We start from the raw sequence: 26,917 nt of genomic DNA, 5'->3' as shown, positions 1-26,917 counted from the left end.
AAGTTTATAGGTTTGATGTAATTTTTTGTGAAATGGTCTCAACACTACCGTTCTTAGCGGTTTTTTCGGTTTCGTAACCCAATATACTAAGCAAGTCTTCTGCTTTTTGTTGCGGACTGAACAATTCATAGGTAAAGTTGCCATTGGCATCCTTATCTATCAATATGTGTTTGGGTTGCGGAATCAAACAATGCTGTAAACCGCCGTAACCACCAATGGTCTCTTGGTAAGCTCCAGTATTAAAGAACCCTATATACAAGGGCTTGTCCCGTCTATATTTAGGCAGATAAATGGCGTTCATGTTTTGTTCGCTGTTGTAATAATCATCGCTATCACAAGTTAAACCACCCAATAAAACACGCTCATACTCATCGTTCCAGCGGTTTATAGGCAACATGATAAAACGTTTGTTAATGGCCCAAGTATCCGGTAATGTGGTAATGAAAGAAGAATCTATCATGTTCCATTTTTCACGATCGTTCTGCTGCTTTTGGTACAGAATCTCATAAATGGCACCACCGCTTTCGCCTACGGTAAAACTCCCGAACTCCGTAAAAATGTGAGGCACGGGTACATCTGCCTCTTGGCATGTAATATTGATCTGATTTAGAATCTCATCGATCATATATTGATAATCGTACTCAAAGGCCAAAGAGTTCTTTATAGGAAAACCACCTCCAATATTTAAGCTATCCAAAGACGGGCACATCTTTTTTAGACGTGTATAGACCTTAAGACACTTTAGCAGTTCGTTCCAATAGTAAGCATTGTCACGAATTCCGGTGTTTATAAAAAAGTGAAGCATTTTTAGCTCTACCTTTTCATTATCCTTAATCTGGTTCTCGTAAAAGGGTACAATATTCTTATAGCCGATGCCCAGTCTAGAGGTATAGAACTCAAATTTTGGTTCTTCCTCAGAAGCTATACGGATGCCTATTTTGTAGGTATCATCAATTACTTCGGACAGCAGGTCAATCTCCTCATAATTATCAATAATGGGAATACAGTTCCTATGACCGTTATTAATAAGTCTAGCAATATTTTCTATGTACTGCTCACGTTTAAAACCGTTACAGATTACATAGGCATTGTCCTTTAATTTACCATCCTTTTTTAACTGCTCTACAATATTAATATCAAAAGCGGAAGACGTTTCAATATGGATATCGTTCTTTAAAGCCTCGTGTAGAATATGTTGAAAATGCGAACTTTTAGTACAGTAGCAATAATGGTATTTACCCTTGTATGCGTTCTTCTCAATAGAATTTGCAAACCAGTTTTTTGCCTTATTAATATTGTCAGATATCTTAGGCAAATAAGTGAATTTTAACGGGCTACCATATTTCTCTACCAGCTCTTTAAGCGGAATATCGTGAAATTTTAAGTGCTCGTTCTCAAGCGTAAACTCTTCTTGAGGGAAAAAGTAAGTCTGATCGATTAGATCGATATATTTATTATTCATTGTTAATTCTTGTGAATGAAAATCGGTATATTTTTTTTAAGTAATGCGTTTGTACGCGTTATGAAATTGTTACCGATGGTATCATATAAGAATTTGTTCCTGGGTAGTAGGAATAAAGAAGTAGTTGTGCTGGCTTTGCACAATAGAAGTGAAAAAATCGGAAGTTAGCTTTAAAATCCGGTCGCCCATCTTATGGGTTGCTATGAGATTTGACTTCCTAATCTCCCATAGCCCGAACATAGAAACACACTGCATGTTGTTCAGCTAAAAGCTCATAATGCCTTCAGTTTTACGTCGCTAAAGACAGGACAAATGAAAACAAAAAAATTGTAAAAACAAGCGTTTTCAAAAAATTTACGATAAAACGCGAAAAAAAGTTTTTACAACTACCACAAAATCAAAAAATGTCAGCTAATTATCTTATTTTTAAGACATTAAAACATCCTTGACAAATGAAAAAAAACAGCATACCCCACCTAAAAAGCATCAGTTTATGCTTACTCTTGGCCCTTACAAACATATTATATGCGCAAATACCTTCAAACACTTACTTTTTTGAGGAAGAAGTTGATGCAAAAAATATCACCCATGAACTCAAAATTGATGGTGATTATTTTACACATACCGTCTACGAGAAGAAGCCGGCCCAATTTATCATGACGCGCGGCGGTTTTGTTCAAGTAAAAGATAACGAACTCGTATTACAATTGGAATTCAACTCTAATTATGAAAATGACCAATTAAAAACGCTCAATATTCCTTTTAAAACCGAAGGTGAAAATCTCATCCTTGAAATGAAATCCAAACAAACCTTTAAACCCATTGCCCCGTTAGAACAAGAGCTGGATGGCAAGTGGCTTTTCGCTACCCGTGGCCCAGATACGGGACAAGAACGAAGGGGAGAGGAAAACCCCAGAAAAACACTAAAATTTCTAAAGAACGGTCGTTTTCAATGGATAGCCTACAATACGGATACCATGAAATTTTTTGGCACCGGCGGCGGAAGTTTTTCTTCTAAAAACGGAAAGTATGTTGAGCATATTGAATTTTTCTCAAAAGATAATTCCCGTGTTGGTGCTACCCTAAATTTTAATTATGAGCTAAAGAATGCGGACTGGCACCATACCGGAAAGAACAGTAAAGGAGAACCTATGTATGAGATTTGGGCCAAGAGAAAAAATTGAAATTATTCGGTCTTAAAACAAGTTATCAACAATTCTTATGATAAAAATATCATAATTCATAAAAATAAAACACAATGTAAGCCTTCATGCGCCGTTATAAACGGACAATCATAATAATGATGGTATGAACCCCCTTACGAAAGAACAGATAAAAGAACTTCAGGAAAAGCTAGAGGAAAACAAAAAAAGGATAGACGAGTTGGTGAAAAAATTTGACGTCTATAAAATCTAGTAAACCATTTCCAAGAAAAGTGACCCCGGCAAGAATCGAACTTGCATCTAAAGTTTAGGAAACTTCTATTCTATCCATTGAACTACGGGGCCAATTAATCCAGAGGGCAAAAATAAAGTTTTTTTAGAAGTGCAGAAACAACCGGACAACTAATTTTAAACCGTTTCAGGTAAAAAGTCTTTGACGCTTACTCTGTTATTTCCTTTACAAAATTAACAATCAACGGTAAGGCCGGATAGACCATGATATGGCCATAACCATCAAGTTCCATGAGCTGTACATTTGGGTGGCCCAAAACCTTCATCATCCTATAAAAGTAAGCTACCTCTTCATAACGTCCTAGCAGCTCCAACTCCCGATTGCCGGTTACCAATAACATAGGCGGCGCATCTTTACGAACATGAAATAAGGGCGCATATTTATCTACAATAGGCTGGGTTCCTTCTATTCCCATTTCTTTACGAATGGTCATATGCGTTATGGTATGCCCGCTTAACGGAGCTAGGCCTGCAATTTTATTGGCATCTACACCATGTTTTTCCAAGTAGGATTTATCCAGCCCAACCATACTTGCCAAATATCCGCCGGCAGAATGACCGGAAACAAAAATCTTATCAGAACTACCATTATACTCAGAGATATTCTTAAAAACCCAAGCTACTGCCGCTGCCGCATCTTCTATATAGACGGGGTGTTTTACTTTGGGATGCATCCTATAATTAACGGCCACCACTATAATACCCTTTTCCTCCAATCCCTCCGGAATATTCTTCTCTCCATATTCCAGCCCGCCACCATGAAACCAAACCACAACGGGAGCACTAATACTATCTTTAGGATAGTAAACATCTAACTTGCAACGTTCTTTTAGGTATTGATCTTGGGGTCGGACGGTTTCCGGGTAATAGGGAATATTCTCCTTTAGGATATATCCCTCTTGACCAAAGGCGGTAGTAACCACCATTAATAAACAGAAAAAAACAACCCTTGCCCTAAATACCATATGCTCTAGCTTTAATCTATAAACAGATTAGGTAAAGCTAACGAAAACCAAGGAAACAAGGTTACCAGAATGAGTACCAAAAAGCTGACCAACAAAAACGGCATACCCGCCTTACTTACCTCCCCAATAGATATTTTACCGATACTAGATGCCACAAAAAGACAAACGCCAACAGGTGGAGTAGTTAAACCAATAATTAGATTCAATACGGCTATTACAGCAAAATGAATAGGGTCAACATCTACTGCCAAAGCAACCTTTAACAAAATGGGAAAAAGAATAAGTAATGCCGCAATAGTTTCCATAAAGGTCCCGACCACTATGAGCAGTAAATTGATTAGCAATAGCACTACGTATTTATTGTCCGTGAAACCTAAAATCTCATTGGAGATACTTTGTGGAATCTGCTCCGTAATCAATATATAACCGAATAGATTGGCAAAACCAACCAGCACCATAAGCGATGCCGAAGTTTTCATGCTGTCTAAAAAAACCACTTGAATGTTCTTGAAATTCAAGCGTTTATAAACAAATTTACCTATTACTAAAGCGTACACCACGGCAATAATAGAAGCCTCGGTAGGAGTGAAAATTCCGCCGATAATACCGTATAGAATAATAAAAGTCATTAAAAGCGACCAAAACGTATCTACAAAACCACGTGCCACTTGCTTAAAACTGCTACGGGCATGTTTGGGGTAATTTTTCTTTTTTGATATGAAATAAGCCGTCAACAATAACCCTATTCCCAAAAGTAATCCTGGCAGCGCACCGGCAAGAAACAATTTACCAACGGAAAGTCCGCTTAAAGTTGCCGCAATAATCATGGGCACACTTGGCGGTATTATAGGCCCTATAGTAGAGGAAGCCGCAGTAACCGCACATGAAAAACCAGTATCGTAACCTTCCTTTTTCATTGCAGGAATCATAATAGAACCCATGCTTGCCGTATCTGAAATAGCCGTACCGGAAATACCGGCAAACAGCATTGATGCTCCAATGTTCACCAAGGAAAGCCCTCCTCTAATATGCCCCAACAAATGGTTACAAAACGTGATGATTTTTTCCGTTAGTCCGCCTTGGTTCATAAGATTTCCTGCCATAATAAAACCGGGAACACTTAAAAGCACGAACACATCTATGCCTGCATACATTTTCATAGGAACGATAATCAATGGAATACCTTTCATCAAAATATAGCTCAAACAAGAAAGTCCCAGCGCAAAGGCTATTGGAAAACGCAGCACAAGACACACGATAAATACAATAACAAGAACCCAAATCATACTTTAGAATTTTTATAATTTCTTTGAATCCTTTTCCACAGGTAATAACTAATAGAAGCAGACATAATGAACATACTAAAAAACGCAATGCCCATATTAAAACCCATACTGGGGGACTTCTCAGGAATACCCAACACTACAAATTGTATAGAATAAATAGCCATGAGTACAAACAAAAGCAAGACTATTACGGGAATAATCTTAACCAACGTACGCTGCATACGTACAGGAAATCTGCTAAAGAACATATCTAAATGCACATAATATTCGCTCTTCATGGCCAGACCGGCACCAAAAGATGTAGCATAGATAAAAAAGAGCCTTGAGGCTTCTTCCGTCCAAGAAGGAGTTGCAAGCGGAGTAAACCTGCAAAAGATTTGTAATAACACCGTGGCAATCAGCCCCCACGTACTTAGTAACGCACCCACTTTTAGAATACGTCCAATAGCTTTATGAAGCATCTTTCTCTGTTTTCAGTTGATCGTAAATTTTTTGCATTTCAGGCGAAAGGCTATTGTAAATAGCTTCTTCACATTTTTGTTGAAAAGCATCTTTATCCACCTCTATAAATTCCATTCCCTTGGCCTTTAGCTCTTCCTGAACACTTTTTTCGTTTTCCAAAAAAAGATGGTGTTCATAGGCCTGCATATCTTTGGCGGCTTCCATAAAAATTTTCTTTAAGTCCGGAGGTAATCTTTGAAACTGCTTTTCACCCACTACTGGGTACACCCAACTTACAACATGGCTCGTTAAGTTCAGGTACTGCTGTACTTCGGAAAAGCCCGCATTGTTGATTAATGCAAACGGATTTTCCTGTGCCTCTATAGTACCTTGCTGTAAAGAGGTAAACACTTCGGAAAAGGCCATGGGCGTGGGTTTTGCCCCAAGGGCTTTCCATAACGTAACAAAGGATGGAACATTGGGAATTCTTACGATGAGCCCGTTTAAATCATCCGGATGCCGGATAGGACGGTTTGACGTTAAATGCCTAGGGCCACGTTCAAAATGACCCAATGACCGTAGGCCGGCCTTGTTTATCATTTCTTCTTCCATCAACTTACCAATAGGTCCATTAATATACCTATTCATATCCGTTGAATCCTGCATCAAAAAAGGAAGCTCACAGAAAGTGGCCACCTCAAACCAATTGGTTAGGATAGAACCCGTGGTAGTCATATCTATCACATCGGCCTGAATGAGCCTAATGGCTTCAACCTCTTTGGCCAACTGTTCGGAAGGGTATATCTCTACCTTTATTCGTCCTTCGGTTCGTTCTTCTAGAATCTGCCCAAAATATACAAAAGCCTTATACCAGGTATGTTCTTCGTTTACCAAAAGGGCCGTTCGTAACAAAAATTCCGGTTCGGGTTTATCGGGTTTACAACTATTGAAACACAAAAGGGTAAAAAGACATAGCACTGCCTTCTTTAAAATATAACTTAACACTCCTTGATTGCACATAATCTAATCTTCTACCTCAACCACCATTTCTATTTCCACGGCAATATTGCCGGGTAACGAACCCATGCCAACTGCAGCACGTGCATGTTTGCCACGTTCGCCAAAAACTTGGACCATTAGATCCGAATATCCATTAATGACTTTGGGTTGATCGGTAAAATCCGGAACGGCATTTACCATACCGCGTACTTTTACAATACGCTTTACCTTTTTAAGATCACCTAATTCCGATTTTAAGACCGAAATTTGATTGATGCCCGTTATCCTTGCAGCCTCGTAACCCTCTTTAATAGTAAGGTCTTGCCCCAACTTACCTGTAATATTCTCACCATTTGCCTTTGTTGGTCCTTTACCGGCAAGAAAAATAAGATTGCCGGTACGTACCGCATTTACATAATTGGCCATGGGAGCGGAGGGCTCTACAAGTTCAATTCCAAGTTCTGCAAGTTTAGCTTCTGGATTATATTCGGCATCATTTTGAGCATTACCCATAAAAGGTATAACTAGGGCAATGGCTACAACTACAAAGAAGATTTTCATAAAGTTTCAATTCGCTGTTGAATGCACAAGATACACATTTACAACTTTCATTAAAACCTTGAATAACAGAAAATAAACTACAAACAAAAAATAGTTTGTTTCAAATATGAAACTAGTTTCAAACTCTATGAAGCTTATATGGGTAGATTCCACCTGCATTCCATTGACATACGTATAGGTTTTTATCATTATCTACACATACATCATGACAGTGCTTAAAAATGGGCTTTTCTTGGAACATTAATTTCAATTTCCCGTTTTCATATGTAGGTTCCGTGCCTCCTGGGTTGGACACTACCTTATTATCCTTATCCAAAATGGTTACAAACCCCTTATTGGCCTGCATATTATAATTGCCTTCTTCCATACCAAAACAAACTCCCGAGTATACATTTTCACCATCTATGACAGGTCTACTCACAAACAAACCGGGCATGTAGTAATCTTCTATATACTCCCCTTCCAAGGAAAATCTCTTGAATGAATTTTTAATACGTGCCGTGCAAAGTAGCGTTGGGTTTGAAGGATCCCTATTATCAATAGCAACACCATGCGCCTGTTTAAATTTTTCAGGCGAAAGAAAACTGTCTCCCCCAAATTTTCTAATGAAATTACCCTTGGGGTCGTATTGCAGAATGAACTGTGACCCATATCCATCGGCAATATAAATATTACCATTGGGCCCTATTGCGGTTTCCGTGGGTTTGAACGGTGCATTTTGTTCATATATACCCTTTGAAGCAGGTGATGCTATCTCTAGTACCACACCTCCATCTAGGTCAGTCTTTATTACCCTTCCCAAAGACGGATCGGTAATGTACAGAAACTCCGCGCCTCCTTCCTCGTGAATTGTAAGGCCATGTGCCCCTGGTAAATTTAATGTCCAGCTGTGTAGCAATACCCCAGATTTATCATATACCAACATATTGTTCTTGGCATGATCCGTAAGCATAAATAACCTTCCCTTTTTATCCATCACCATTTCATGGCAATTATTTACAGGGTGTTTCTTAGGGTCCAAGTCTCCCCAACCCATTTCAACCCGGTATTTAAAATCACCATGTCCAATAATCTCTTCGCTGAGGTTAACTTTTGAATTATTAATATAGAACGGCACAGTGGTCATGGCTAAAATACCTCCCGTACCCATGGTTGTTTTTTTCATGAATTCTCTTCTTGTTGGCATGCGCATTAAGCTAAAATATCTTTTACTACATGACCGTGAACATCGGTCAAACGGTATCTTCTACCTTGGTGTTTAAAGGTAAGCTTTTCATGATCTATACCCAACAAATGCATTATGGTGGCTTGGAAATCATGAACATGTACCCCGTTCCGGGCAACATTGTAGCTAAAATCATCAGTTTCACCATAGACCATTCCCGCCTTGACGCCCGCACCTGCCATCCACATGGTAAAACAACCTGGGTGATGGTCTCTTCCATAACTTTCAGCAGTTAATCTACCTTGCGAGAAACTGGTGCGCCCGAACTCTCCGCCCCAAACTACCAAAGTATCCTCTAAAAGTCCGCGTTGTTTTAAGTCCGTAATAAGCCCAGCAGTAGCTTGGTCTGTGCTCAATGCCTGTCTTTTAATTCCATTGGGGAGCCCGCCATGTTGGTCCCACCCCATATGGTATAGCTGTATAAATTTTACATCTTTTTCCGCTAGACGCCTTGCCTGTAAGCAATTGGCAGCATAGGTGCCCGGAATTTTGGCATCCTCACCATATAATTCATACACATGGTCCGGCTCATTGGAAGTATCTACCGCATCCGGCACCGAATTCTGCATGCGATATGCCATTTCATATTGATTTATTTTAGATTGAATTTCCGGATCTTTCCAGATATCATACTGCTGATTGTTCAAATCCGAAATATAGTCCAGCGCCCGCCTACGGTCGTGATCGTGTACCCCATGGGGATTATTCAAATACAAAACCGGATCTTTGCCCGAGCGAAATTGTACTCCCTGATGGTGGGAAGGCAAAAACCCATTCCCCCAGGCCGCCGAGCTTAAGGGTTGGGCACCTCCTCCTTTGGAAAGCATCACTACAAAATTGGGCAGATCCTTATTATCGCTCCCAAGGCCATAACTTAACCATGACCCAATTGAAGGCCTACCACTTAATTGAGAGCCCGTTTGCATAAACATAACCGCAGGTTCATGGTTAATAGCTTCGGTATACATTGACTTTATAATACAAAGGTCATCTACAACACCAGCGGTATGCGGAAAAAGCTCACTCACCCAAGCACCGGATTGACCGTGTTGTTTAAAATCGAAGATAGACTGTACCAGGGGAAAGGTGCTCTGTGAAGTCACCATTCCAGAATTACGCTGTGTTCCCCTAACCGAATCAGGTATTTCTTGACCATGCCATTTGGCCAAGGAAGGTTTATAATCGAACGTTTCTATTTGAGACGGACCACCACTCTGAAACAAATAAATAATCCGTTTGGCTTTGGCGGGAAAATGGGTTCCGCCCAATGCACCTCCATGAGCGTTTACCAACGAAGGCCTTTTAGAAACCAGCAAATCATTGGCAAAAGATTCTGTTGGACCCAAAAGACTGGACAGTGCAATGGACCCAAACCCCAAGGACGCTTTCTTTAAAAAGCCCCTACGGGTATCTTCAAACTTCTTTTGTTCATGAATATCTTTCATAATCTTCTTCTTATCGTATGGTGAATCCTTCGGTAGTATTCATAATTCCGTTAATAACTGTTGCCAATGCCGCCACCTTCACTGGGTCCGAGGTGTTTTTTATTTTTGTTTCGCCCATATTCAAATAGGCAATGGCATCCTCTTCATGCTCCAAAAACCGGTGGAGTTCATCATCAAGAAACTTCTTCAAAACACCCATTTCCTCCTTTTTGGCTTTTCTACCCGTACTTAGTTGAAACGCCTTTTGCAATAGTCGTTCCGGGTTATAGGCGGTTTCCTCAATCAAACTTTCGGCAAGGACGTACGAAGCTTCTATATATTGAGGGTCGTTCAATAGCACCAAAGCCTGTAACGGGGTACTGGTCTCCCTTCTTTTAACGGTGCACACACTTCGGTCTCCACCATCAAAGATTTGCATAGACGGCGGTGCCGAGGTTCGTTTCCAAACGGTATAAAGACTTCTTCGGTACAAACCCTCCCCAGGCTCCTGTTTGTATCTGTAGCGCCAGGGCTTGTTACTGATTTCGTCCCACAAGCCTTCCGGTTGATAGGGATAAACACTTTCTCCACCAATTTTAGAAACCAAAAGCCCACTGATAGCCAAAGCATTATCTCTCACCATTTCTGCGGTCATTCGCATACTAGGGCCTCGCGCCAATAGGATATTATCCGTATCAATTTCCAACAATTCCGGGGTAAGTTCCGAGCTTTGTTGATAGGTGGCGGACATAACAATTAGCTTGTGTAATTTTTTGATATCCCAACCGGACTCCATAAACGCTACGGCCAGCCAATCCAATAATTCGGGATGAGATGGCAAGCTGCCTTGGTTTCCAAAATCATCCGAAGTGGACACTAAGCCTTGACCAAAATGCATTTGCCATAAGCGGTTTACAAAGACCCTGGCCGTCAACGGATTATTTTTATCGAACAGCCATTGTGAAAGTCCCAACCTGCTTTTTGGCAAATCATCGCCAAAGGGCATTACAACTTCCGGCACATTGGGCTGCACCTCTTCCGTAGGAGCATCGTACATTCCGCGATCAAGAATATAAGTAGGTCTGGGCTTTGGCAAATCTCCCAATACCATAATTTCTTTTATAGGCTCTAATTCATTAAGCTGTTTTTCTCGTTGTTCCTTCAACTTAATTCTTGTCTTTTCCGCCACATTGTCTATACTTAGGTAGTAGAAATCCGTCAATAATTCCTTACCGTTACTCCTTGCTTCTTCTATTGCCGTTTTTGGAGCCATGCTGTAAAGCACTTCCAAAGGGGACAGCTGTCTGTTATAAATTTTGAGATTATCCACCCCACCGTCCTTAAAGGATTTAAACTTTCCACTTACGCCAACAGTAAAACCGGTAAAGGCATAATTATGTGCATTTTTTTTGAATAAGATTGACTTATAAAGGTTGTCTATTTCAATTTCTACCGGCACCTCCTTTCCGTTCAAATACATATGAACTCCTTCCGCTTTTCCCAATCCATCATAGGACACGGTTACGGAGCTCCACTCTTTCTCAGGAATAGATTCCTTTGTTTTTACCTGAATGGCATTGGACGGCCAGGAACGCGCAATTATAAACTTAAGCTTGTTATTCTCTAGGTGCATAGAATACCCTTTTAATCCTTGCCTAACTTCTTCGGAATGCGTGAAAATTGCGGCCTCTTCATAGTTTCTATCCGGTTTTACGGCAATGGAAATGGTAAATGGATCAGATTGATCGAACCACCCTACTTTTCCGGGCATTCTCATGGTGGTATAATCTCCTAAAAAAACTGCTTTTCCGTTTAGACCCTTGTCTATAATTGGTTCCCTGACGGTTATCGACTGTTTGCCTCCCCCGTTGTTTTGGGTGCTGAACGATTTTTTATCCCGAGGTAAAAACGAATCAAAATTTAAACTGGCCTGCAACCCTTTTTTTAAGCTTTTTTGTAGCGAAGTCTCTAGAAACTTAGGATTTCTTGACCAATTGTGTAACTCTTCCGGTGTTTCTTTTTCAACCGAAATCAATTGTTTATGTGTTAAATCGATATCTCTATCTATAAATTCCAACACTTCTTTCTGCTCATCATTTGTCAGCAAAAGTGAAGGTCCTGGTACTTGACCTGGCCCGTATACTGGCGTCCCAATTTCATTTGTACTATTGAAGAAGGCAAAAAGTTCATAATGGTCTTTTTGGCTGATAGGGTCATACTTATGGTCATGGCATCTGGCACATTCCACACTCAATCCTAAAAATGCTTTACCAACAGACAAGGTACGATCTGCCACATACTCCACCCGATATTCTTCAAAAACAATTCCCGCCTCAGAGTTCTTTTTGTGCAAGCGATTAAAGGCGGTTGCCAAAATACTTTCTTGCGATGGGTTTTTAACAAGATCTCCCGCCAACTGCCATGTTACAAATTGCTCGTAAGACATGTTCTTGTTAAAGGCTTTTATGACCCAATCCCTATACGGACTAAAATCGCGATGCTTATCATCCAAATAGCCATCGCTATCCGCATAACGGGCCACATCCATCCATTCGGCAGCCATACGCTCACCATATGCCGGAGAGGCTAAAAGGCGGTCCACTACTTTTTCATACGCATCCAGCGATGTGTCGTTTAGAAAATCCTCAATCTGTAACAAGGTTGGTGGTAATCCTACAATATCGAAACTGAGCCGGCGAATAAGATGCTCTTTTGTAGCCCTTTCAGAAGGGCTTAAATTTTTACGCTCCAAATTGGCCAAAACAAATTGGTCAATAGTATTCTTAGGCCATTCTGCGCGGGTCACTTCCGGAGCTTCTTCTTTTTTGGGCTTTATAAACGACCAATGGGGTTTGTACTCGGCACCTTGCTCGATCCATTTGGTAATCGTTGCAATTTCACTTTTGCTCAAAGCCACGTTAAACGCTACAGGTGGCATCTTCAGTTCTGGGTCATCGGATAAAATTCGAGTTATCACCTCGCTCTCTCCGGGTTTTTTAGGCACAATAGGATGCTTCCCCGAGCTTTCCAATGCTTCGTAAGCACTCTCGGCTATATCCAAACGTAGTCCGGCTTTTTGGTTGGCCATATCCGGACCATGGCAAGCAAAACACTTATCCGATAATATAGGTTTTACGTGATAATTGAAATCTACCCGTTCCGGTAGTTTGGCCATTGCTTCCTCAATTTCTTCGGGTGCGTTCCATCCGCAACTGCTCAAACACAGGCAACAGATAACTAAAAATAGTCTCGATAAAAATCGCATTGGTTTTGGAATTTTTATCAATATACAACCGCATTTTAACTGTTAATGCGTTAAAAAACTGTTTCGTTAACTGTTAATAATTTTAATTATCTTTAAAAAATTCCTTCTTTGAAGCAATGAATTCCAAGGATTACACTTCTTATGTCAACAAGATAATTTCAAGCAAGTCTTTTGGTAATTCCACTACGTACGCCAACCTGTTGCGATACCTTGTACAGTGTACTTTGGAAGATGATGTACCCAAGGAAACTACCATTGCCACAGAAATATTTGCCAAGAAAGAATTTGACCCCTCACAAAGTACACTTATTCGAGTCTATGTCTATAACCTAAGGAAAAAACTCAAGGCCTATTATCAAAATGAAGGGTTAAACGACCCCATCTTGTTGCGTGTACCAAAAGGGAGCTACAAAGTAGAATTTGAAACTAAAAAAAAGACACCGAAAGAATCCAACGGACTTCTATCTAGAAAACAGATACTACTTCTACTTGGCTTTCTCTTATTGACCTCTGTTATTGGAAATTGGATACTATATAGAAACAATAAATCTGTGGACCAATTTTCCGATTCTGTAATTTGGAACGGTATTTTCAATTCAAAAAAGCCCATGATCCTGGTCTTGGGAGACCTTTTTATTTACAGAGAAATAGATACTTCTTCCCATCGTGAGAAAGTGATTAGGAATGCGCTCATAAACGCGGAGACCCAACTTTACGATTCACTTCCTAAAATTGGTAGTGAAGGGTATGTATACGAGCCTATGGAATACAGTTTTCTAATTAGAAATAGTACGGAATGGGTAAAGGATATTAGCAAAGTTCTTACTTCTAAGAACAAAGATTTTAACGTGCGTACGGTTTTACGTTTTGGTCCAAAAGAACTTCCGGAAAACGATTTTATGGTTGTAGGAATGGCGAAGACCCTTGGAATATTTAAAGACTATATTGAGAAGAGTAGTGTGAAATACAATCCCCTTGGCGATACTTTTTCACCCAAAGGGTCCGACACTATTTACCGCCCCAGTGGAGATGCCCAAACATACCATAAAGATTACGCCATAATTATTAAAGCACCAGGCCCTAACAACAATGCCATCTATGTTTTTGCCGGATTATGGGATACAGGAGCATCACAAAGTCTAAAAAACTTCACCAACCCTGTTTTAATAAAGCAATTGGAATCTCGCATGAAAACCGACTTAGGGGATATACCCCAGTTCTTTGAGGTCTTCATGGAAGTAAACGGCATTGACCGGATGGAGCTAAGCTCTAAAATAATTCACGTAAAGGCACTGGAACTGGATTAGAGATTTTAAATCCCTTTTAGGCCATACGCAGCATCGTTCCAGCGTAGTTCTTGTTTAAAGCGATAGAGGTCTGTTTTTTCATCAATCAATAAAAACTCTATATCCATAATTTCGGCGAAGTCCTCAAGTGATTCTGCGGAGATATTCTGACTATAACAGGTATGATGAGCCCCGCCACCATAAATCCAAGCAGCTGCAGCCGTTTGAAGGTCAGGTTTGGCATCCCAAAGCACTCTAGCAACAGGAAGGTTTGGCATATCATTTTTAATTTCTAAAGCCTCTACTTTATTGACCAACATTCTAAAACGGTTGCCCATATCAACAATGGATGCATTTAAAGCATTACCCGCGCCTGCATTAAAAACCAAGCGTACGGGGTCTTCTTTTCCTCCAATTCCCAAAGGATGGATTTCGCAAGAAACATCTCCTTTAGCAATGGACGGACATATCTCCAGCATATGCGAACCCAAAACAGTAGAGTTACTAGGATCAAAATGATAGGTATAATCTTCCATAAAGCTGTTTCCTCCTTCAAGGCCAGAACCCATAACTTTCATTGTACGTACCAATGCGGCAGTCTTCCAATCGCCCTCGCCACCAAAACCATAACCGCTGGCCATTAGTCTTTGTGTTGCTATACCCGGTAATTGCTTCATTCCGTGTAAATCCTCAAAGGTATCCGTAAAAGCGGTATAACCGCCCTCCTCTAGAAAAGCGCGCATACCCAATTCTATTTTGGCCGCATCCTTTAAAGAATTACGCATACTTCCATCAATCTTTATTTTAGATGCAATGATATACGAATCTTTATACTCCTGAATCAATGTATTAATTTCGCTCTCAGTAACTCCGTCTATATATTTAACCAAGTCACCTACGCCGTACCCGTTTACTTCGTAACCGAATTTTAACTGAGCAGAGACCTTATTGCCTTCCGTGACCGCTACCTGGCGCATATTATCTCCAAAACGGGCTACTTTCATATTTTTTGAATCGGCAACGGCACAAGCTACACGGCACCAGTTACCAACTTTTAACAAAACGGACTCACTTTTCCAATATCCAACTATTACCTTACGGTTCAAACGCATCCTTGAAGCCAAGAAACCAAATTCTCGGCCTCCATGAGCCGACTGGTTCAGATTCATGAAATCCATATCTATGGCGTTCCACGGAATATCACGGTTATATTGGGTATGCAAATGCAAAAAGGGTTTCTGAAGTGCTTGCAGGCCAGCAATCCACATTTTTGCTGGAGAAAAGGTATGCATCCACATAACCAATCCTACACAAGTATCTGTATTATTCGCTTCCTTGCACAAAGCACTAATTTCGCTTGGGGTTTTTACCACAGGCTTAAAAACGACTTTAACAGGGATTGTTGGGTTTACATTATAATATTTTGCGATTTCAGAAGAATGTTCCGCTACTTGGGCCAAAGTTTCCGGCCCGTATAGATGTTGACTACCCGTTACGAACCAGATTTCGTTCTTGCTTAAATCGATCATTATTTTTTAAACTTTAATTTTTAAGAAAAATACACGTACATGCCCACTACAATGGAACATATTACAAAGCCAACGGGCTTGGCAAATTTCCATGGAGTAATATCTACTTGCTCCGTATACACCTGTACATACTCATTCTCTCTTGGCCAAAACTTGCCTATAACGAACATTAATAGCACCACCAAAACGAATAATATACCCATAACATGCAGGAAGCTAATATCCGGCTTAACAATATAAAGGGTTACCAAATACGTAACAACGGCGAAAACAATACCAATGTTGGCAGCAATACCCGGTACCTTTTTAGTTAAATACCCTACTAAGATTATAGCTAAAATTGGCACACTGTACGAACCGTTCAATTCTTGCAGATAGTTAAAAATACCACCTTCAACTCCAAATAATAATGGAGCAATGATCATAGAAATTATGGCCAAGAACATTCCGAATAACTTTCCTGCTTTTACCACTTGTTTCTCCGTAGCCTCTTTATTGATGTATTCTTTATAAAAATCGAGACCAAAAAGGGTAACAGAACTATTTAGGGCACTGTTGAAAGAACTAAGTATAGCTCCAAAAAGGACAGCTGCAAAGAAACCGATAAAAGCCGTTGGCAACACCTTTTTAACCACCATAGGATACGCTTGATCTGCATTGGTCAATTCGCCATTAAAAATCTGAAAAGCAATAATACCCGGCAATACAACAATGAAAGGGCCTAAAATTTTTACGAATGCGGCAAGGCTTAGTCCTATTTGACCTTCACGTAAGTTCTTGGCACCAAGCGCTCTTTGAATAATCGCTTGGTTGGTTCCCCAATAATAGAAGTTTACAATGACCATACCTGTGAAAAGCGTCCAAAAAGGCACCGAAGAATCGGGTCCTCCTAAAATGTCGAATTTTTCCGGGAAATTGGTCGTAAGCACGTCCATTCCGGCAAAAAGACTTCCGTCACCTACATACAACAATCCAAAAATTGGTATAAGGGAGCCTCCAATAATCAAGCCTATTGCATTTATAGAATCGGATACAGCAACCGCTTTCAATCCACCGAAAATGGCGTAGATACTTCCAATTAAGCCTATTCCCCAGACGGTAACCCAAAGAGCTCCTTCTTCGCCCATACCCATTGCCTGCGGCAAATCAAACATGGTATTAATCGCCAAAGCACCTGAATAAAGAACGGTAGGAAGCATTGAAATGGCATAACCTCCTAAAAACAGAAGAGACACCAGTGTTTTTGTTGATTTACCATATCGTTTTTCTAGAAATTGTGGAATGGTAGCAATTCCCCCTTTTAAATATCTTGGCAATAATACCAAAGCCGTAAACACCATAGCTATGGCCGCCAAAACCTCGTAAGCCATAATGAGAATCCCCTCGCTATATGCGATACCGTTCATACCTACAATCTGCTCCGTAGAGAGATTTGTTAGAAGCAATGATCCTGCAATTACCGGACCTGTAAGACTACGACCACCTAGAAAATAACCGTCCGAAGAGGTCTCATCTGTTTTTCGGGTTGATAAATAAGCAATTATTGCCACTAACAATGTAAACCCGATGAACGTTGCTATTCCCATAAACTATATTTCAATTAAAACTTAACATCCTTGTCCGTAATAGGCGTCCTTACCGTGCTTGCGCTCAAAATGCTTTTTCTTTAAAGCTTCCTTTAGCGTTGCAGCATTGGGATTTATCTGTAAAGTTAGATGTGCCATTTTAGCCACTTCTTCACAAACTGCGCTATTATAAACTGCCTTGGCTGCCGTTGCTCCCCAAGTAAATGGAGCGTGACTACCAACCAGTATCATGCCTATTTCATTATAATCCAAGCCTCTGTCTTTTAGACAATCAATTATTTGATAACCCGTCATATGCTCATAATCGCCTTGAATATACTCATCTTTCATAGGAGGAGCACACGGAATATCAGCAATTAAATGATCGGCATGAGTGGTTCCGAAGATAGGAATATCTTTAATTGCTTGTGCCCATGCCGTACCATAAGTTGAGTGCGTATGTACGACTCCACCAATTTTATCCCATTCCTTGTAAAGAACGGCATGCGTTTTTGTGTCGGAAGAAGGTCTCATTTTACCTTCCACAATTTTAGCGTCAAAATCACAAATAACGATATCCTCTACTTTTAACGAAGCGTAAGGCACACCACTTGGTTTAATGGCAAAAACCCCTTTATCTCTATCTACGGCACTTGCATTACCAAACGTGAACAGGACCAATCCTAATTCCGGAAGTTGCATATTTGCCTCAAAGGCCTCTTCTTTTAACGCTGTATACTTACCCATTTCTATTGGTTTCGTTCATAATATGTTGTTCCATAGTCTCGCACAGTCTACTGTAGTCGCCATACACCTCTAAATATGCTCGTGCATCGGTAGGGTCAGGTTCGTATATGGTTTCAAAAGGGCTTCCCATTTGCTCCATGGCTTCGGGAACGCTGTTGTACACCTTGACAGCTACAGCACCAAAAACAGCCGCACCTAATGCACAAGCCTGTTCGGAAGCCACTACTTTAATAGGCATGTTTAGCACATTGGCCATCATTTGCATGATAAATGGCGATTTCTTTGCCACGCCTCCCAGCGCTATAATCCCTTTTATGGGAATACCTTCGGAAAGGAACCGGTCCACTATTTTCTTTGCTCCAAAACAAGAAGCCTCTACTAAAGCCCTGAATATTTTAGGTGATGTACTACCCAAGTTAATACCTGCAATGACCCCTTTTAAATTCTGATTGGCATCCGGGGTACGCCGTCCGTTCATCCAATCCAACGCCAACTCTCCCGAAGCTCCAATAGGTTCTTTACTGGCCGCATCACTAAGTTCAGGAATAAGGTTGTTGAGCGCCTCTTTAATCAGTTTTTGTTTGGTATCTTCATCAATTAAGGACGACTTGGATATCAATTCTTCAATTGGCCATGCCAATACCCTGCTATACCAAGCGTAAATATCACCAAAAGCTGACTGGCCGGCTTCTAGGCCCAACATATCCGGAATGACGGAACCATCTACTTGTCCGCAAATACCCTTGACCAATTTTTCCTCGCCTTCCATAGGAGCTACCAAAACATCGCAGGTAGAGGTACCCATAATTTTTGTTAGGTAATACGGTTCTATTTTTGCACCAACAGCGCCCATATGGGCATCAAAAGCCCCCACGGAAACCACTGTATTCTCAGGAATTCCCAATCGCCCTGCCCATTCGGGACTTAAGGTACCTACAGGAATATCCGAAGTATATGTTTTATTAAAAAGCCGTTCCCTTAATCCATCCAAAAGCGGGTCCAAGGCCACAAAAAAATCATTTGGTGGTAGTCCGTTATAACTTTCATGCCAAAGAGCCTTGTGTCCTGCGGCACATCTACTGCGTTTCATTTCCTGAACATCTTTACCTCCGGTCAACAAAAAGGGTATCCAATCACAATGCTCCACCCATGAATAGGCAGCTTTATGCACCGCAGCATCTGTTCTAGACACGTGTAATATCTTGCTCCAGAACCATTCAGAAGAATAGATTCCCCCTTCGTATTGTGAATAGTCTATATCCCATTTCTCACAAAGTTCATTGATTTCGTTTGCCTCCTCAATACCCGTATGGTCTTTCCAAAGCACGAACATAGCATTAGGGTTCTCTTTAAATTCATCTAGCAAAGCTAAAGGGGTACCATTCCGGTCAACCGCCACAGGAGTACTTCCCGTGGTATCTACACCTATACTAACGATTTGAGCGGTAATTTCAGGCCCTACAGCGCCAACCACGGATTTTATGGTAGATTCTATTCCTTCAATATAATCTAGCGGGTGCTGACGGAAACGGTTCTCGGAAGGATTGCAGTATTTACCCTCTTTCCAACGTTTATAATAATGTACGGCAGTAGCAAGTTCTTCGCCCGTTTGGGTGTTGACTAATAGCGCACGGACAGAATCCGAACCAAAATCCAAGCCTAAGCTATAGGCGTATTGTGACCTCATGTGTATTAACTTTAAAATTTAGATAGCGTTTTAGAGTAGGCCACCTTGTAAAAGAGACTAATATAGAACTTTTTACAAGTGTTTCAAAAACACTTAATACCTAAATTGTAAAGTTTTTTGTTTTATTGTACTTTTTTTCGTCAAAACGATATAAAAAAGCCCCCTTTTTAGATTCCGACATGTCCTTTTCGTTCAATTTCACTAAAAAGTCCATTGTAGCAAGTTTCTTTCTAAAGTTGCGCTTATCCATTTCCACTTGAAAAATACCTTCATATAGCTTCTGCAGCTGTGGTAAGGTAAATTTCTCCGGGAGTAGATTAAACACTATCGGGAATGTACGTACCCTTCTTTGAAGACGCCTAATGGCCGATTCTACCATATCCTTATGGTCAAAAATCAAATCCGGCAACTCATCTATAGGAAACCATTCCGCACGGTACTCCTCTATCAACTCCTGGTTATATTTTTCTTTAAGGATCAATGCACTATAAGTAGTAGAAACCACACGCTCATAGGGGTCGCGGTTGGCTTTGCCAAAAGTACGCACTTGCTCCATGTACACATCCTCTAAACCGGACAGGTCTTTTAACACCCTATGTGCTGCATCATCCAAATCTTCATGGTTTCCAACAAAACCACCCATAAGAGACCACCTGTCCTTTTCAGGTTCAAAACCTCTGTGCACCAAAAGTACCTCCAGCCTATTGTCATTAAAACCGAATATGATACAATCTACGGCCAATGTAATTTGTTGTATATCTTTATATGTTCTATCCATCTTATTCTAAACTATTGTTAATGGTTCCTTCAAAAATACGCAAAGAATCCTTGTACAAGTGTATGTATGACATTTTCAAATATCCTCGGTGAGAAAATCTTCTTGAAAAACTTCAATATATCGTCAAATATGTACTAAAAAAGAAAAATTATCAAGTTCTGAAAATCAATATTTTAGCAATTTTCTGCAATTCCTTCAAAAATGACAAAATATCCTCTAATCCATCAATTTATTCCTAAAACAGCCTTTTAGAAATTAGCTATCTGTGAATTTTCGACATGGACCCAGTTTTTCTCTACCAAACACCTAGTTCCCATTTTATAAAACTGTTTTATTACGGTATCTTGCGCCCCCAAAACAACTATATAGTACAAAATCAAACCTAACCATATGATTACTGAGAGCAAAAAAATTCTTATTACCGGCGTTGCCGGCTTTTTGGGCTCAAATTTTTTAGTTAAGTCGTTAAACGAAGGACACCGTGTTGTAGGGATAGATAATCTCTCTATGGGTTCTCTAAAAAATATTGAAGCTAGCCTTGACCACAAAAATTTTGACTTTATCAAGGGCGATGTTTTAGACACCACACTAATAAACCGATTGGACGATGACTTTGACGTTATCGTTCACTTAGCGGCATTTAAAATACCTAGATACGGTAACGCTGTTGACACATTGAAAATCAACTCCAAGGGTAGTGAAAACATGTTGGAATTTGCCCGAAAACTGAAATGCAAATTTGTTCTTGCCTCCACTTCAGACGTGTACGGCATGAGTCCGGATATTCCGTTTAAAGAAGACGGTAACTGTCTTATAGGCGATTCAAAAGTGCCCCGTTGGGCCTATGCTGTTTCAAAGCTTTTTGATGAACACTTAGCCTTGGCTTATATGGAAGATTACGATTTTCCTGTAGTTATCCTTAGATTCTTTGGTTCATACGGACCAAATCAAAATCTATCATGGTGGGGAGGCCCACAATCTGTTTTTATAGATTGTATTTTGAACAATAAAGAAATCCCTATTCATGGGGATGGGCTGCAAACCCGGACATTCACTTTTGTAAACGATACCGTTGAAGGCATATACGCCGCAACCATTAAACCCGAAGCAAACGGTGAAATTTTCAACATTGGTGCAAACGAAGAAATTACCATTCTAGACCTTGCAAAATTGTTAAAAGAAATTTCTGATGAACCAACAACTTCTGAGGTAAAGTTGATTCCGTATAACGAAATATCTGCAGGCAGAAAATATCAAGACGTAATGAGACGTGTACCCGACAATTCCAAAGCAGAAAGGATTCTTGGCATAAAAGCGAAGACTTCGTTAGAAGAAGGGCTCCGAATTACGTTTAATTGGCAGAAAAATGTTTCTTTGCAAAAAGCTTAAGTTTTATGAAAATAGCAATAGTTGGAGGAGGGTTAATGGGACTAGTATTGGCCCAGAAAATATCTTCCTCAACCAAAGCAACCGTTAAAGTACTAGAACAGGATAATTTACCAGGTGGGCTCTCTACATATCACAATTATGGAGATTTTACTTGGGATAAGTTTTATCACGCCATTACACCAACGGACACAGATTTAATTGACTTTCTAAACGAGATAGGTTTAGAGGACCAAATACAATGGCGCCGTTCACTTACTGGATTTTACGAAAACAAAAAGTTTCATTCCGTAAGTAGTTCGTTTGAATTTCTACTGTTTCCCCTTCTTGGCCCTATTGATAAAATGAGGTTAGGGTATACGATTCTTAAAGGTTCCAGAACTGATGATTGGAAAGCACTTGAAAAAATTCACGTAACCGATTGGCTAATTAAATTGGGTGGCAAAAAGACTTATGACAAGTTTTGGGCGCCCATGTTGCACGCCAAATTAGGAGAAAACCACAAGAAAGTTTCAGCCGTTTTTATCTGGACTTACATTAAAAGATTGTTCAAAGCCAGAAGCTCTGCAGCCAAAAAAGAGCACATGGCCTATGTTAACGGTGGATACAAGACTATTTTTGACCGTCTTGAAGAAAATTTAAAGCAAAAAGGTTCTAACCTGCTTTTAGACAGCAAAGTTGAAAACATCTCTCCAGATCCAGACGGAGGAATGAATATAAGCTATAACGGCACTACTGAACATTTTGATAAAGTAGTTTTTACTTCCCCACTTAATGTGATGGAAAAGGTAACCGCTCCTGAGCTCTATAACATCTCAAAAAGCACGAAACCTATAGATTATCTTGGTGTAGTTTGTCTTATTTTAGTTACCAAAAAACCCATTACACCATTTTACGTGCTGAATATTGGAGATAATGACACTCCTTTTACGGGCGTAATCGGTATGAGTTCTTTGGTAGATTTAGAAGAGACCGCAAATCAACATATTACGTATTTTCCAAAATATGTGGGCCAAGATAACGCACTTTGGTCAAAATCAGATGAAGAAATTACAGCTGACTTCCTAGATGGGGTTAAATATCTTTATCCGGATTTTGATGAAGCTGATATGATTTCCTCCCATGTACACAGAGCTTTTAAGGTGCAGCCCATGCAGGTGCTTAATTACTCTGAAATTGTTCCCAAGGTGAATACACCTCATCCAGATTTTTATGTTCTAAACACCTCACAGTTTGTAAGTGAGTCCGTAAACAACAATTCGGTAGTTACACACGTGGATAAATTCATGAAGAATTTCAAAAGTGACATAGAATCGTATTCAGAAAAAAGTATAGTCCAATAAAATGAGTAAACCTTTTGCGAGTCTTTCTTTGGACATGGATAACCAATGGTCCTATATGAAGATACATGGTGAAGAGGGTTGGGAAAGCTATCCTTCATACTTGGATATCTTTGTACCACACGTTTTAAAAGTTTTAGATGAATTAAATCTGAAGATTACCTTTTTTATCGTGGGTCAAGATGCTGCTTTTGAAAAGAATCATAAGTACTTAAGAGATATTGCAGATGCGGGTCATGACATAGGCAACCATTCTTTTGTACACGAAACGTGGCTTCATCTCTACTCTAGAGAAGAAATGACCACCGAAATAGATACGGCCCATGATATTATTGAAAAAGTAACAGGAAAAGCCCCAACGGGTTTTAGAGGGCCTGGATTTAGTTGGAGCCCTACTTTGCTGGAAGTTCTCGCAGATAAAGGTTATGTATACGATGCATCCACATTACCAACAGTCATAGGCCCTTTGGCCAGACTGTACTATTTTAGCACATCTAATCTTTCTAAGGAGGAAAAAGAGGATAGGAAAGAAATTTTTGGTAAGTTTTCCGATGGATTCAAAAAGCTGAAGCCTTATTACTGGAAGACCAAAAAAAACCAACGGTTGTTGGAATTACCGGTAACGACCATGCCTATATTTAGAATTCCCTTTCACCTCAGCTATCTTATTTACATAAGCAATATCTCAATCCATTTGATGTCGCTTTACCTGAATATAGCTATTTTCCTTTGTAAGATAACCAAGACTCAACCTAGCTTTTTATTGCACCCGTTAGATTTAATAGGAGGTGATCAAATAACCAGTTTGGCTTTTTTCCCCGGAATGAATGTTTCTAGCGAAAGAAAGGTATTCTTATTTAAGAAAGTAATGAAAAAATTGGGCAAACACTTTACCCTGACAGATATGAACGGGCATGTAAATAGCATACTTGATAAAAAGGGGTTGAAAACAGAGCAAGTACCTGGTTAACAAGTAAAAAAAAAAACAAAATTATCATAACTCTTTCTAAGCAATAATGGGAATTTACCGTGTTGAGACCCCTCTTTGTCGGTGTCCGTACACTTTCCCTAGTAATTTTTCATAATTTTGAACTTGTTACCATTATCACATACGTAAAACCTATACTATTGTGTGCCTGTACCTACCTGAAAACAAGATACCAATATGCCTACCACCATCAATAAAATCGATTTAAAACAATCTCTTGTTTCTATCATATTACCTGCTTTTAACGAAGAAGCAATACTTGAAAATAACGTATCCCTCCTTTATGACTATTTAGAAACTCTAAAGGATTTATACGCATGGGAAATTATTATCGTAAACGATGGTAGTACGGACAACACGCGATTCATAGCAGATGCTTTAGCGGAAGCAAAATCCAATTTAAGCGCCTATCACCATATCGTAAATAGAAATTTAGGAACTGCGTTGAGAACCGGTTTCAAGCATAGCAACGGTGACTATGTTATTGTTCTGGATATTGACCTAAGTTATTCCCCAGACCATATAGAAAAATTATTATCTGAAATAAAGACCACTCAGGCTGATATGGTTATTGCCTCTCCTTATATGAAAGGGGGCAAGAACACCGCGGTTCCAAAACTGAGACTATTGTTAAGCAAGACGGTAAACTTTATGATGCGAAAAGCTTCAAGGCTTAACATCTACACTTTTACGGGTATGGTAAGAGCCTATAATGGCGATTTTATACGTTCGTTAAACACAAAATCTAGTACTTTTGATATAAATACTGAGATTTTATTGAAAGCATATATTTTAAGAGCCAGAGTTATAGAAATACCTGCACATCTAGATTGGTCCGAACAACAAAAGCTTGGTAAGATACGTACCTCAAGTTTACGTATTGTTATGGGCATATTTAATGGTTTGGCTAACAGTTTTATGTTCAGGCCCTATATGTTCTTTTGGATATTGGGGCTACTTATCTTTCTCCCTTCCTTTTACATGATTTTATGGATTGTTATTGATGCAATTCAACTTTATCCAATGACGGCCGAGCTAACCAAAGGTTTCGGTCATAGATTTGCCGCTGCTATTTCTGAAGTGTTTCGCCAAAGGCCATACTCATTTATTGTAGGTGGTACCGCAATGATAATTTCTATTCAACTATTTGGACTTGGGTTTATATCGCTCCAAAAGAAAAGGTATTTTGATGAATTGTTTCATCTAAACTCTGAAATCCTTAAAAAAACAAAAAAATTATAATCAAAATTAGTACTAAATGAAAAAAATAATTTTCTCAAGAGAACAGTTTTTCTTTTTTCCGCTTTTAGGAATTTATTTGATTATAATAACCGTTTTTTCATCAAACGAGTTGGTTGGTGACGAAATGCGACATATGCATTATGCCAACAATTTAGTTCAGGGTTACTATACAAGTGCAGAGAACCCAGAAATAGGTAACGGACCTGGTTATCCTATTTTTATAACTCCATTTGTCCTTCTAGATTTTCCTTTAATATTAATTAAACTATTAAATTCATTACTTCTGCTAGGTGCTGTCTTGTTTTTTTTTAAAACGCTTAGACTCTATATTTCTCTTCAAAAATCTCTTATTCTTGCATATATATTGGGACTGTACCCCCCATTCATAAAGTACTCTGTTTTACTTTTGTCAGAGCCTTTAGTTTTATTCTTAATATGTGGGTTCATCTACAATGTCATCAAATTGTACAAGTCAAAACACATAAACTATACTAATTTATTTTTGGCTATTATATTCCTAGGATTGGCAACATTAACCAAAGTTATTTTTGGGTATGTCCTTTTATTTTGCCTGATTGTTTATTTAATTCATTTCATTTGGACAAAATCAAAAGAATCAAAATTAGCAGTATTAACATTGACTGGAGCCCTAGTCATTTGTTCACCTTTCCTATTTTACACTTACTCCTTAACAGGTAAACTCTTCTATTGGGGAACACAAGGCGGAAGCATATTGTACCATAGATCTACACCATTTCCAAATGAGGTAGGAAACTGGATGGATAAAACATTAATTTATAATACTGAAGATACTGAACATTTTGGGTTAAATACATTTGGAAAGAACCACAAAGCTTTTCTTGACAGTATTTCCCTATTAACTCCAGTAAAACAAGATAGTCTTTACAAACAAAAAGCTATAGCGAATATTAAAAAACACCCTCTTAAATATTTAGAAAACACAATTTCAAGTGGAGCTAGACTTTTTTTTAATTACCCTTACTCCTATACGCCACAAAAAACTACATCTTTAGTATACATTATACCTAATACACTTTTATTGACTTTACTCTTACTTACCCTTTATTTGATATATCACAATTTAAAATCAGTTCCTTTTGAGATTTATTTCCTTGGACTTTTATCAATTATATTTATGGGTGGATTGACCTTATTAGATGGAAGAGTTCGCCATCTATCACCAGCAATTCCCATTTTACTGTTTATAATTATTGTTATAATTAATAAATTTATTTCGTTAAAAATAAAGAAATCGGACTAGCTCAA

Annotated in this window: 21 protein-coding genes and 1 tRNA gene; 7 read left to right on the top strand and 15 right to left on the bottom strand. The window is 39.3% G+C overall.

From position 1 onward, the window contains the following. Window positions 1–4: 4 nt before the first annotated feature. Complete coding sequence (locus tag Q4597_RS15945) at window positions 5–1,462, bottom strand: arginine decarboxylase (protein WP_303407107.1); 1,458 nt, start codon at window positions 1,460–1,462, stop codon at window positions 5–7. A 452-nt stretch (window positions 1,463–1,914) separates the two neighbouring features. On the opposite strand from Q4597_RS15945, the gene Q4597_RS15940 reads away from it, so the two are divergent. After that, window positions 1,915–2,646 (top strand): hypothetical protein, encoded by a 732-nt coding sequence (locus Q4597_RS15940; protein ID WP_303407106.1) that lies wholly within the window; start codon window positions 1,915–1,917, stop codon window positions 2,644–2,646. Window positions 2,647–2,898: 252 nt separating this feature from the next. Here the strand turns inward: Q4597_RS15940 and Q4597_RS15935 are convergent. The 9 genes from Q4597_RS15935 to Q4597_RS15895 all read right to left on the bottom strand — a co-directional run bounded on the left by Q4597_RS15935 (window position 2,899) and on the right by Q4597_RS15895 (window position 13,082). Continuing rightward, a tRNA-Arg gene (locus Q4597_RS15935) sits at window positions 2,899–2,970 on the bottom strand. A gap of 95 nt (window positions 2,971–3,065) precedes the next feature. Then, the gene (locus Q4597_RS15930) at window positions 3,066–3,881 is read right to left on the bottom strand and encodes an alpha/beta hydrolase (RefSeq protein ID WP_303407105.1); all 816 of its coding nucleotides are present in this window, start codon (window positions 3,879–3,881) and stop codon (window positions 3,066–3,068) included. A gap of 11 nt (window positions 3,882–3,892) precedes the next feature. After that, a complete protein-coding gene (locus tag Q4597_RS15925) occupies window positions 3,893–5,167 on the bottom strand; it encodes a TRAP transporter large permease (RefSeq protein WP_215436109.1) in 1,275 nt (424 codons plus the stop codon). Next, on the bottom strand, window positions 5,164–5,628 hold the full coding sequence (locus tag Q4597_RS15920; protein WP_303407103.1) for a TRAP transporter small permease: 465 nt from the start codon (window positions 5,626–5,628) through the stop codon (window positions 5,164–5,166). Before Q4597_RS15920 ends, Q4597_RS15925 begins: the two co-directional genes overlap by 4 nt. Continuing rightward, entirely contained in the window at window positions 5,618–6,520 is a 903-nt protein-coding gene (locus Q4597_RS15915; protein ID WP_303407102.1) for a TRAP transporter substrate-binding protein, read from the bottom strand. Before Q4597_RS15915 ends, Q4597_RS15920 begins: the two co-directional genes overlap by 11 nt. Before the next feature lie 111 nt (window positions 6,521–6,631). Beyond that, window positions 6,632–7,168: a RidA family protein gene (locus Q4597_RS15910; RefSeq protein WP_303407101.1), complete on the bottom strand. Its 537-nt coding sequence runs from the start codon at window positions 7,166–7,168 to the stop codon at window positions 6,632–6,634. A gap of 118 nt (window positions 7,169–7,286) precedes the next feature. Next, a complete protein-coding gene (locus Q4597_RS15905) occupies window positions 7,287–8,333 on the bottom strand; it encodes a 6-bladed beta-propeller (protein ID WP_289038273.1) in 1,047 nt (348 codons plus the stop codon). Between the two features lie 26 nt (window positions 8,334–8,359). Further along, window positions 8,360–9,838 (bottom strand): DUF1501 domain-containing protein, encoded by a 1,479-nt coding sequence (locus tag Q4597_RS15900; protein WP_303407100.1) that lies wholly within the window; start codon window positions 9,836–9,838, stop codon window positions 8,360–8,362. Between the two features lie 10 nt (window positions 9,839–9,848). Then, the gene (locus Q4597_RS15895; RefSeq protein ID WP_303407098.1) at window positions 9,849–13,082 is read right to left on the bottom strand and encodes a DUF1553 domain-containing protein; all 3,234 of its coding nucleotides are present in this window, start codon (window positions 13,080–13,082) and stop codon (window positions 9,849–9,851) included. A 116-nt stretch (window positions 13,083–13,198) separates the two neighbouring features. On the opposite strand from Q4597_RS15895, the gene Q4597_RS15890 reads away from it, so the two are divergent. Next, on the top strand, window positions 13,199–14,389 hold the full coding sequence (locus Q4597_RS15890; RefSeq protein ID WP_303407096.1) for a hypothetical protein: 1,191 nt from the start codon (window positions 13,199–13,201) through the stop codon (window positions 14,387–14,389). Between the two features lie 5 nt (window positions 14,390–14,394). Here Q4597_RS15890 and araA read toward each other — a convergent pair whose 3' ends face one another. The 5 genes from araA to Q4597_RS15865 all read right to left on the bottom strand — a co-directional run bounded on the left by araA (window position 14,395) and on the right by Q4597_RS15865 (window position 20,674). Further along, window positions 14,395–15,897 (bottom strand): L-arabinose isomerase, encoded by a 1,503-nt coding sequence (gene araA, locus Q4597_RS15885; RefSeq protein WP_303407094.1) that lies wholly within the window; start codon window positions 15,895–15,897, stop codon window positions 14,395–14,397. A 20-nt stretch (window positions 15,898–15,917) separates the two neighbouring features. Then, window positions 15,918–17,483, bottom strand: coding sequence for a solute:sodium symporter family transporter (locus Q4597_RS15880; protein WP_303407092.1), 1,566 nt, complete (start codon window positions 17,481–17,483; stop codon window positions 15,918–15,920). Window positions 17,484–17,504: 21 nt separating this feature from the next. After that, the gene (locus Q4597_RS15875; RefSeq protein WP_289038262.1) at window positions 17,505–18,209 is read right to left on the bottom strand and encodes an L-ribulose-5-phosphate 4-epimerase; all 705 of its coding nucleotides are present in this window, start codon (window positions 18,207–18,209) and stop codon (window positions 17,505–17,507) included. Continuing rightward, on the bottom strand, window positions 18,202–19,896 hold the full coding sequence (locus Q4597_RS15870; RefSeq protein WP_303407090.1) for a ribulokinase: 1,695 nt from the start codon (window positions 19,894–19,896) through the stop codon (window positions 18,202–18,204). Before Q4597_RS15870 ends, Q4597_RS15875 begins: the two co-directional genes overlap by 8 nt. Before the next feature lie 100 nt (window positions 19,897–19,996). Then, entirely contained in the window at window positions 19,997–20,674 is a 678-nt protein-coding gene (locus tag Q4597_RS15865) for an NrtR DNA-binding winged helix domain-containing protein (RefSeq protein WP_215436129.1), read from the bottom strand. 390 nt (window positions 20,675–21,064) lie between these two features. Here Q4597_RS15865 and Q4597_RS15860 point away from each other — a divergent pair, with 390 nt between their 5' ends. The 5 genes from Q4597_RS15860 (at window position 21,065) to Q4597_RS15840 (ending at window position 26,912) form a co-directional block, all read left to right on the top strand. Then, window positions 21,065–22,063 (top strand): NAD(P)-dependent oxidoreductase, encoded by a 999-nt coding sequence (locus Q4597_RS15860; RefSeq protein ID WP_303407089.1) that lies wholly within the window; start codon window positions 21,065–21,067, stop codon window positions 22,061–22,063. A gap of 5 nt (window positions 22,064–22,068) precedes the next feature. Further along, window positions 22,069–23,403, top strand: a complete 1,335-nt coding sequence (locus tag Q4597_RS15855) for an NAD(P)/FAD-dependent oxidoreductase (protein WP_303407088.1) — start codon at window positions 22,069–22,071, stop codon at window positions 23,401–23,403. A 1-nt stretch (window position 23,404) separates the two neighbouring features. Next, entirely contained in the window at window positions 23,405–24,370 is a 966-nt protein-coding gene (locus Q4597_RS15850; RefSeq protein WP_303407087.1) for a polysaccharide deacetylase family protein, read from the top strand. A gap of 195 nt (window positions 24,371–24,565) precedes the next feature. Beyond that, complete coding sequence (locus Q4597_RS15845) at window positions 24,566–25,630, top strand: glycosyltransferase family 2 protein (RefSeq protein ID WP_303407086.1); 1,065 nt, start codon at window positions 24,566–24,568, stop codon at window positions 25,628–25,630. Between the two features lie 16 nt (window positions 25,631–25,646). Beyond that, entirely contained in the window at window positions 25,647–26,912 is a 1,266-nt protein-coding gene (locus Q4597_RS15840; RefSeq protein ID WP_303407084.1) for a glycosyltransferase family 39 protein, read from the top strand. The last annotated feature ends 5 nt before the right edge of the window (window positions 26,913–26,917 follow it).

The sequence above is a fragment of the Zobellia sp. 1_MG-2023 genome (assembly GCF_030549125.1).
Classification (GTDB): domain Bacteria; phylum Bacteroidota; class Bacteroidia; order Flavobacteriales; family Flavobacteriaceae; genus Zobellia; species Zobellia russellii.
This window is presented reverse-complemented; position numbering and strand designations above follow the sequence as displayed.

What these genes read in the sequence shown, in the direction of transcription:
- Q4597_RS15845 (WP_303407086.1), top strand. Translation starts at nt 24,566, where the DNA reads ATGCCTACCACCATCAATAAAATCGATTTAAAACAATCTCTTGTTTCT.
- Q4597_RS15890 (WP_303407096.1), top strand. Translation starts at nt 13,199, where the DNA reads ATGAATTCCAAGGATTACACTTCTTATGTCAACAAGATAATTTCAAGC.
- Q4597_RS15910 (WP_303407101.1), bottom strand. Translation starts at nt 7,168, where the DNA reads ATGAAAATCTTCTTTGTAGTTGTAGCCATTGCCCTAGTTATACCTTTT.
- Q4597_RS15945 (WP_303407107.1), bottom strand. Translation starts at nt 1,462, where the DNA reads ATGAATAATAAATATATCGATCTAATCGATCAGACTTACTTTTTCCCT.
- Q4597_RS15920 (WP_303407103.1), bottom strand. Translation starts at nt 5,628, where the DNA reads ATGCTTCATAAAGCTATTGGACGTATTCTAAAAGTGGGTGCGTTACTA.
- araA (WP_303407094.1), bottom strand. Translation starts at nt 15,897, where the DNA reads ATGATCGATTTAAGCAAGAACGAAATCTGGTTCGTAACGGGTAGTCAA.
- Q4597_RS15900 (WP_303407100.1), bottom strand. Translation starts at nt 9,838, where the DNA reads ATGAAAGATATTCATGAACAAAAGAAGTTTGAAGATACCCGTAGGGGC.
- Q4597_RS15840 (WP_303407084.1), top strand. Translation starts at nt 25,647, where the DNA reads ATGAAAAAAATAATTTTCTCAAGAGAACAGTTTTTCTTTTTTCCGCTT.
- Q4597_RS15925 (WP_215436109.1), bottom strand. Translation starts at nt 5,167, where the DNA reads ATGATTTGGGTTCTTGTTATTGTATTTATCGTGTGTCTTGTGCTGCGT.
- Q4597_RS15870 (WP_303407090.1), bottom strand. Translation starts at nt 19,896, where the DNA reads ATGAGGTCACAATACGCCTATAGCTTAGGCTTGGATTTTGGTTCGGAT.
- Q4597_RS15850 (WP_303407087.1), top strand. Translation starts at nt 23,405, where the DNA reads ATGAGTAAACCTTTTGCGAGTCTTTCTTTGGACATGGATAACCAATGG.
- Q4597_RS15855 (WP_303407088.1), top strand. Translation starts at nt 22,069, where the DNA reads ATGAAAATAGCAATAGTTGGAGGAGGGTTAATGGGACTAGTATTGGCC.
- Q4597_RS15860 (WP_303407089.1), top strand. Translation starts at nt 21,065, where the DNA reads ATGATTACTGAGAGCAAAAAAATTCTTATTACCGGCGTTGCCGGCTTT.
- Q4597_RS15875 (WP_289038262.1), bottom strand. Translation starts at nt 18,209, where the DNA reads ATGGGTAAGTATACAGCGTTAAAAGAAGAGGCCTTTGAGGCAAATATG.
- Q4597_RS15940 (WP_303407106.1), top strand. Translation starts at nt 1,915, where the DNA reads ATGAAAAAAAACAGCATACCCCACCTAAAAAGCATCAGTTTATGCTTA.
- Q4597_RS15865 (WP_215436129.1), bottom strand. Translation starts at nt 20,674, where the DNA reads ATGGATAGAACATATAAAGATATACAACAAATTACATTGGCCGTAGAT.
- Q4597_RS15930 (WP_303407105.1), bottom strand. Translation starts at nt 3,881, where the DNA reads ATGGTATTTAGGGCAAGGGTTGTTTTTTTCTGTTTATTAATGGTGGTT.
- Q4597_RS15880 (WP_303407092.1), bottom strand. Translation starts at nt 17,483, where the DNA reads ATGGGAATAGCAACGTTCATCGGGTTTACATTGTTAGTGGCAATAATT.
- Q4597_RS15895 (WP_303407098.1), bottom strand. Translation starts at nt 13,082, where the DNA reads ATGCGATTTTTATCGAGACTATTTTTAGTTATCTGTTGCCTGTGTTTG.
- Q4597_RS15905 (WP_289038273.1), bottom strand. Translation starts at nt 8,333, where the DNA reads ATGAAAAAAACAACCATGGGTACGGGAGGTATTTTAGCCATGACCACT.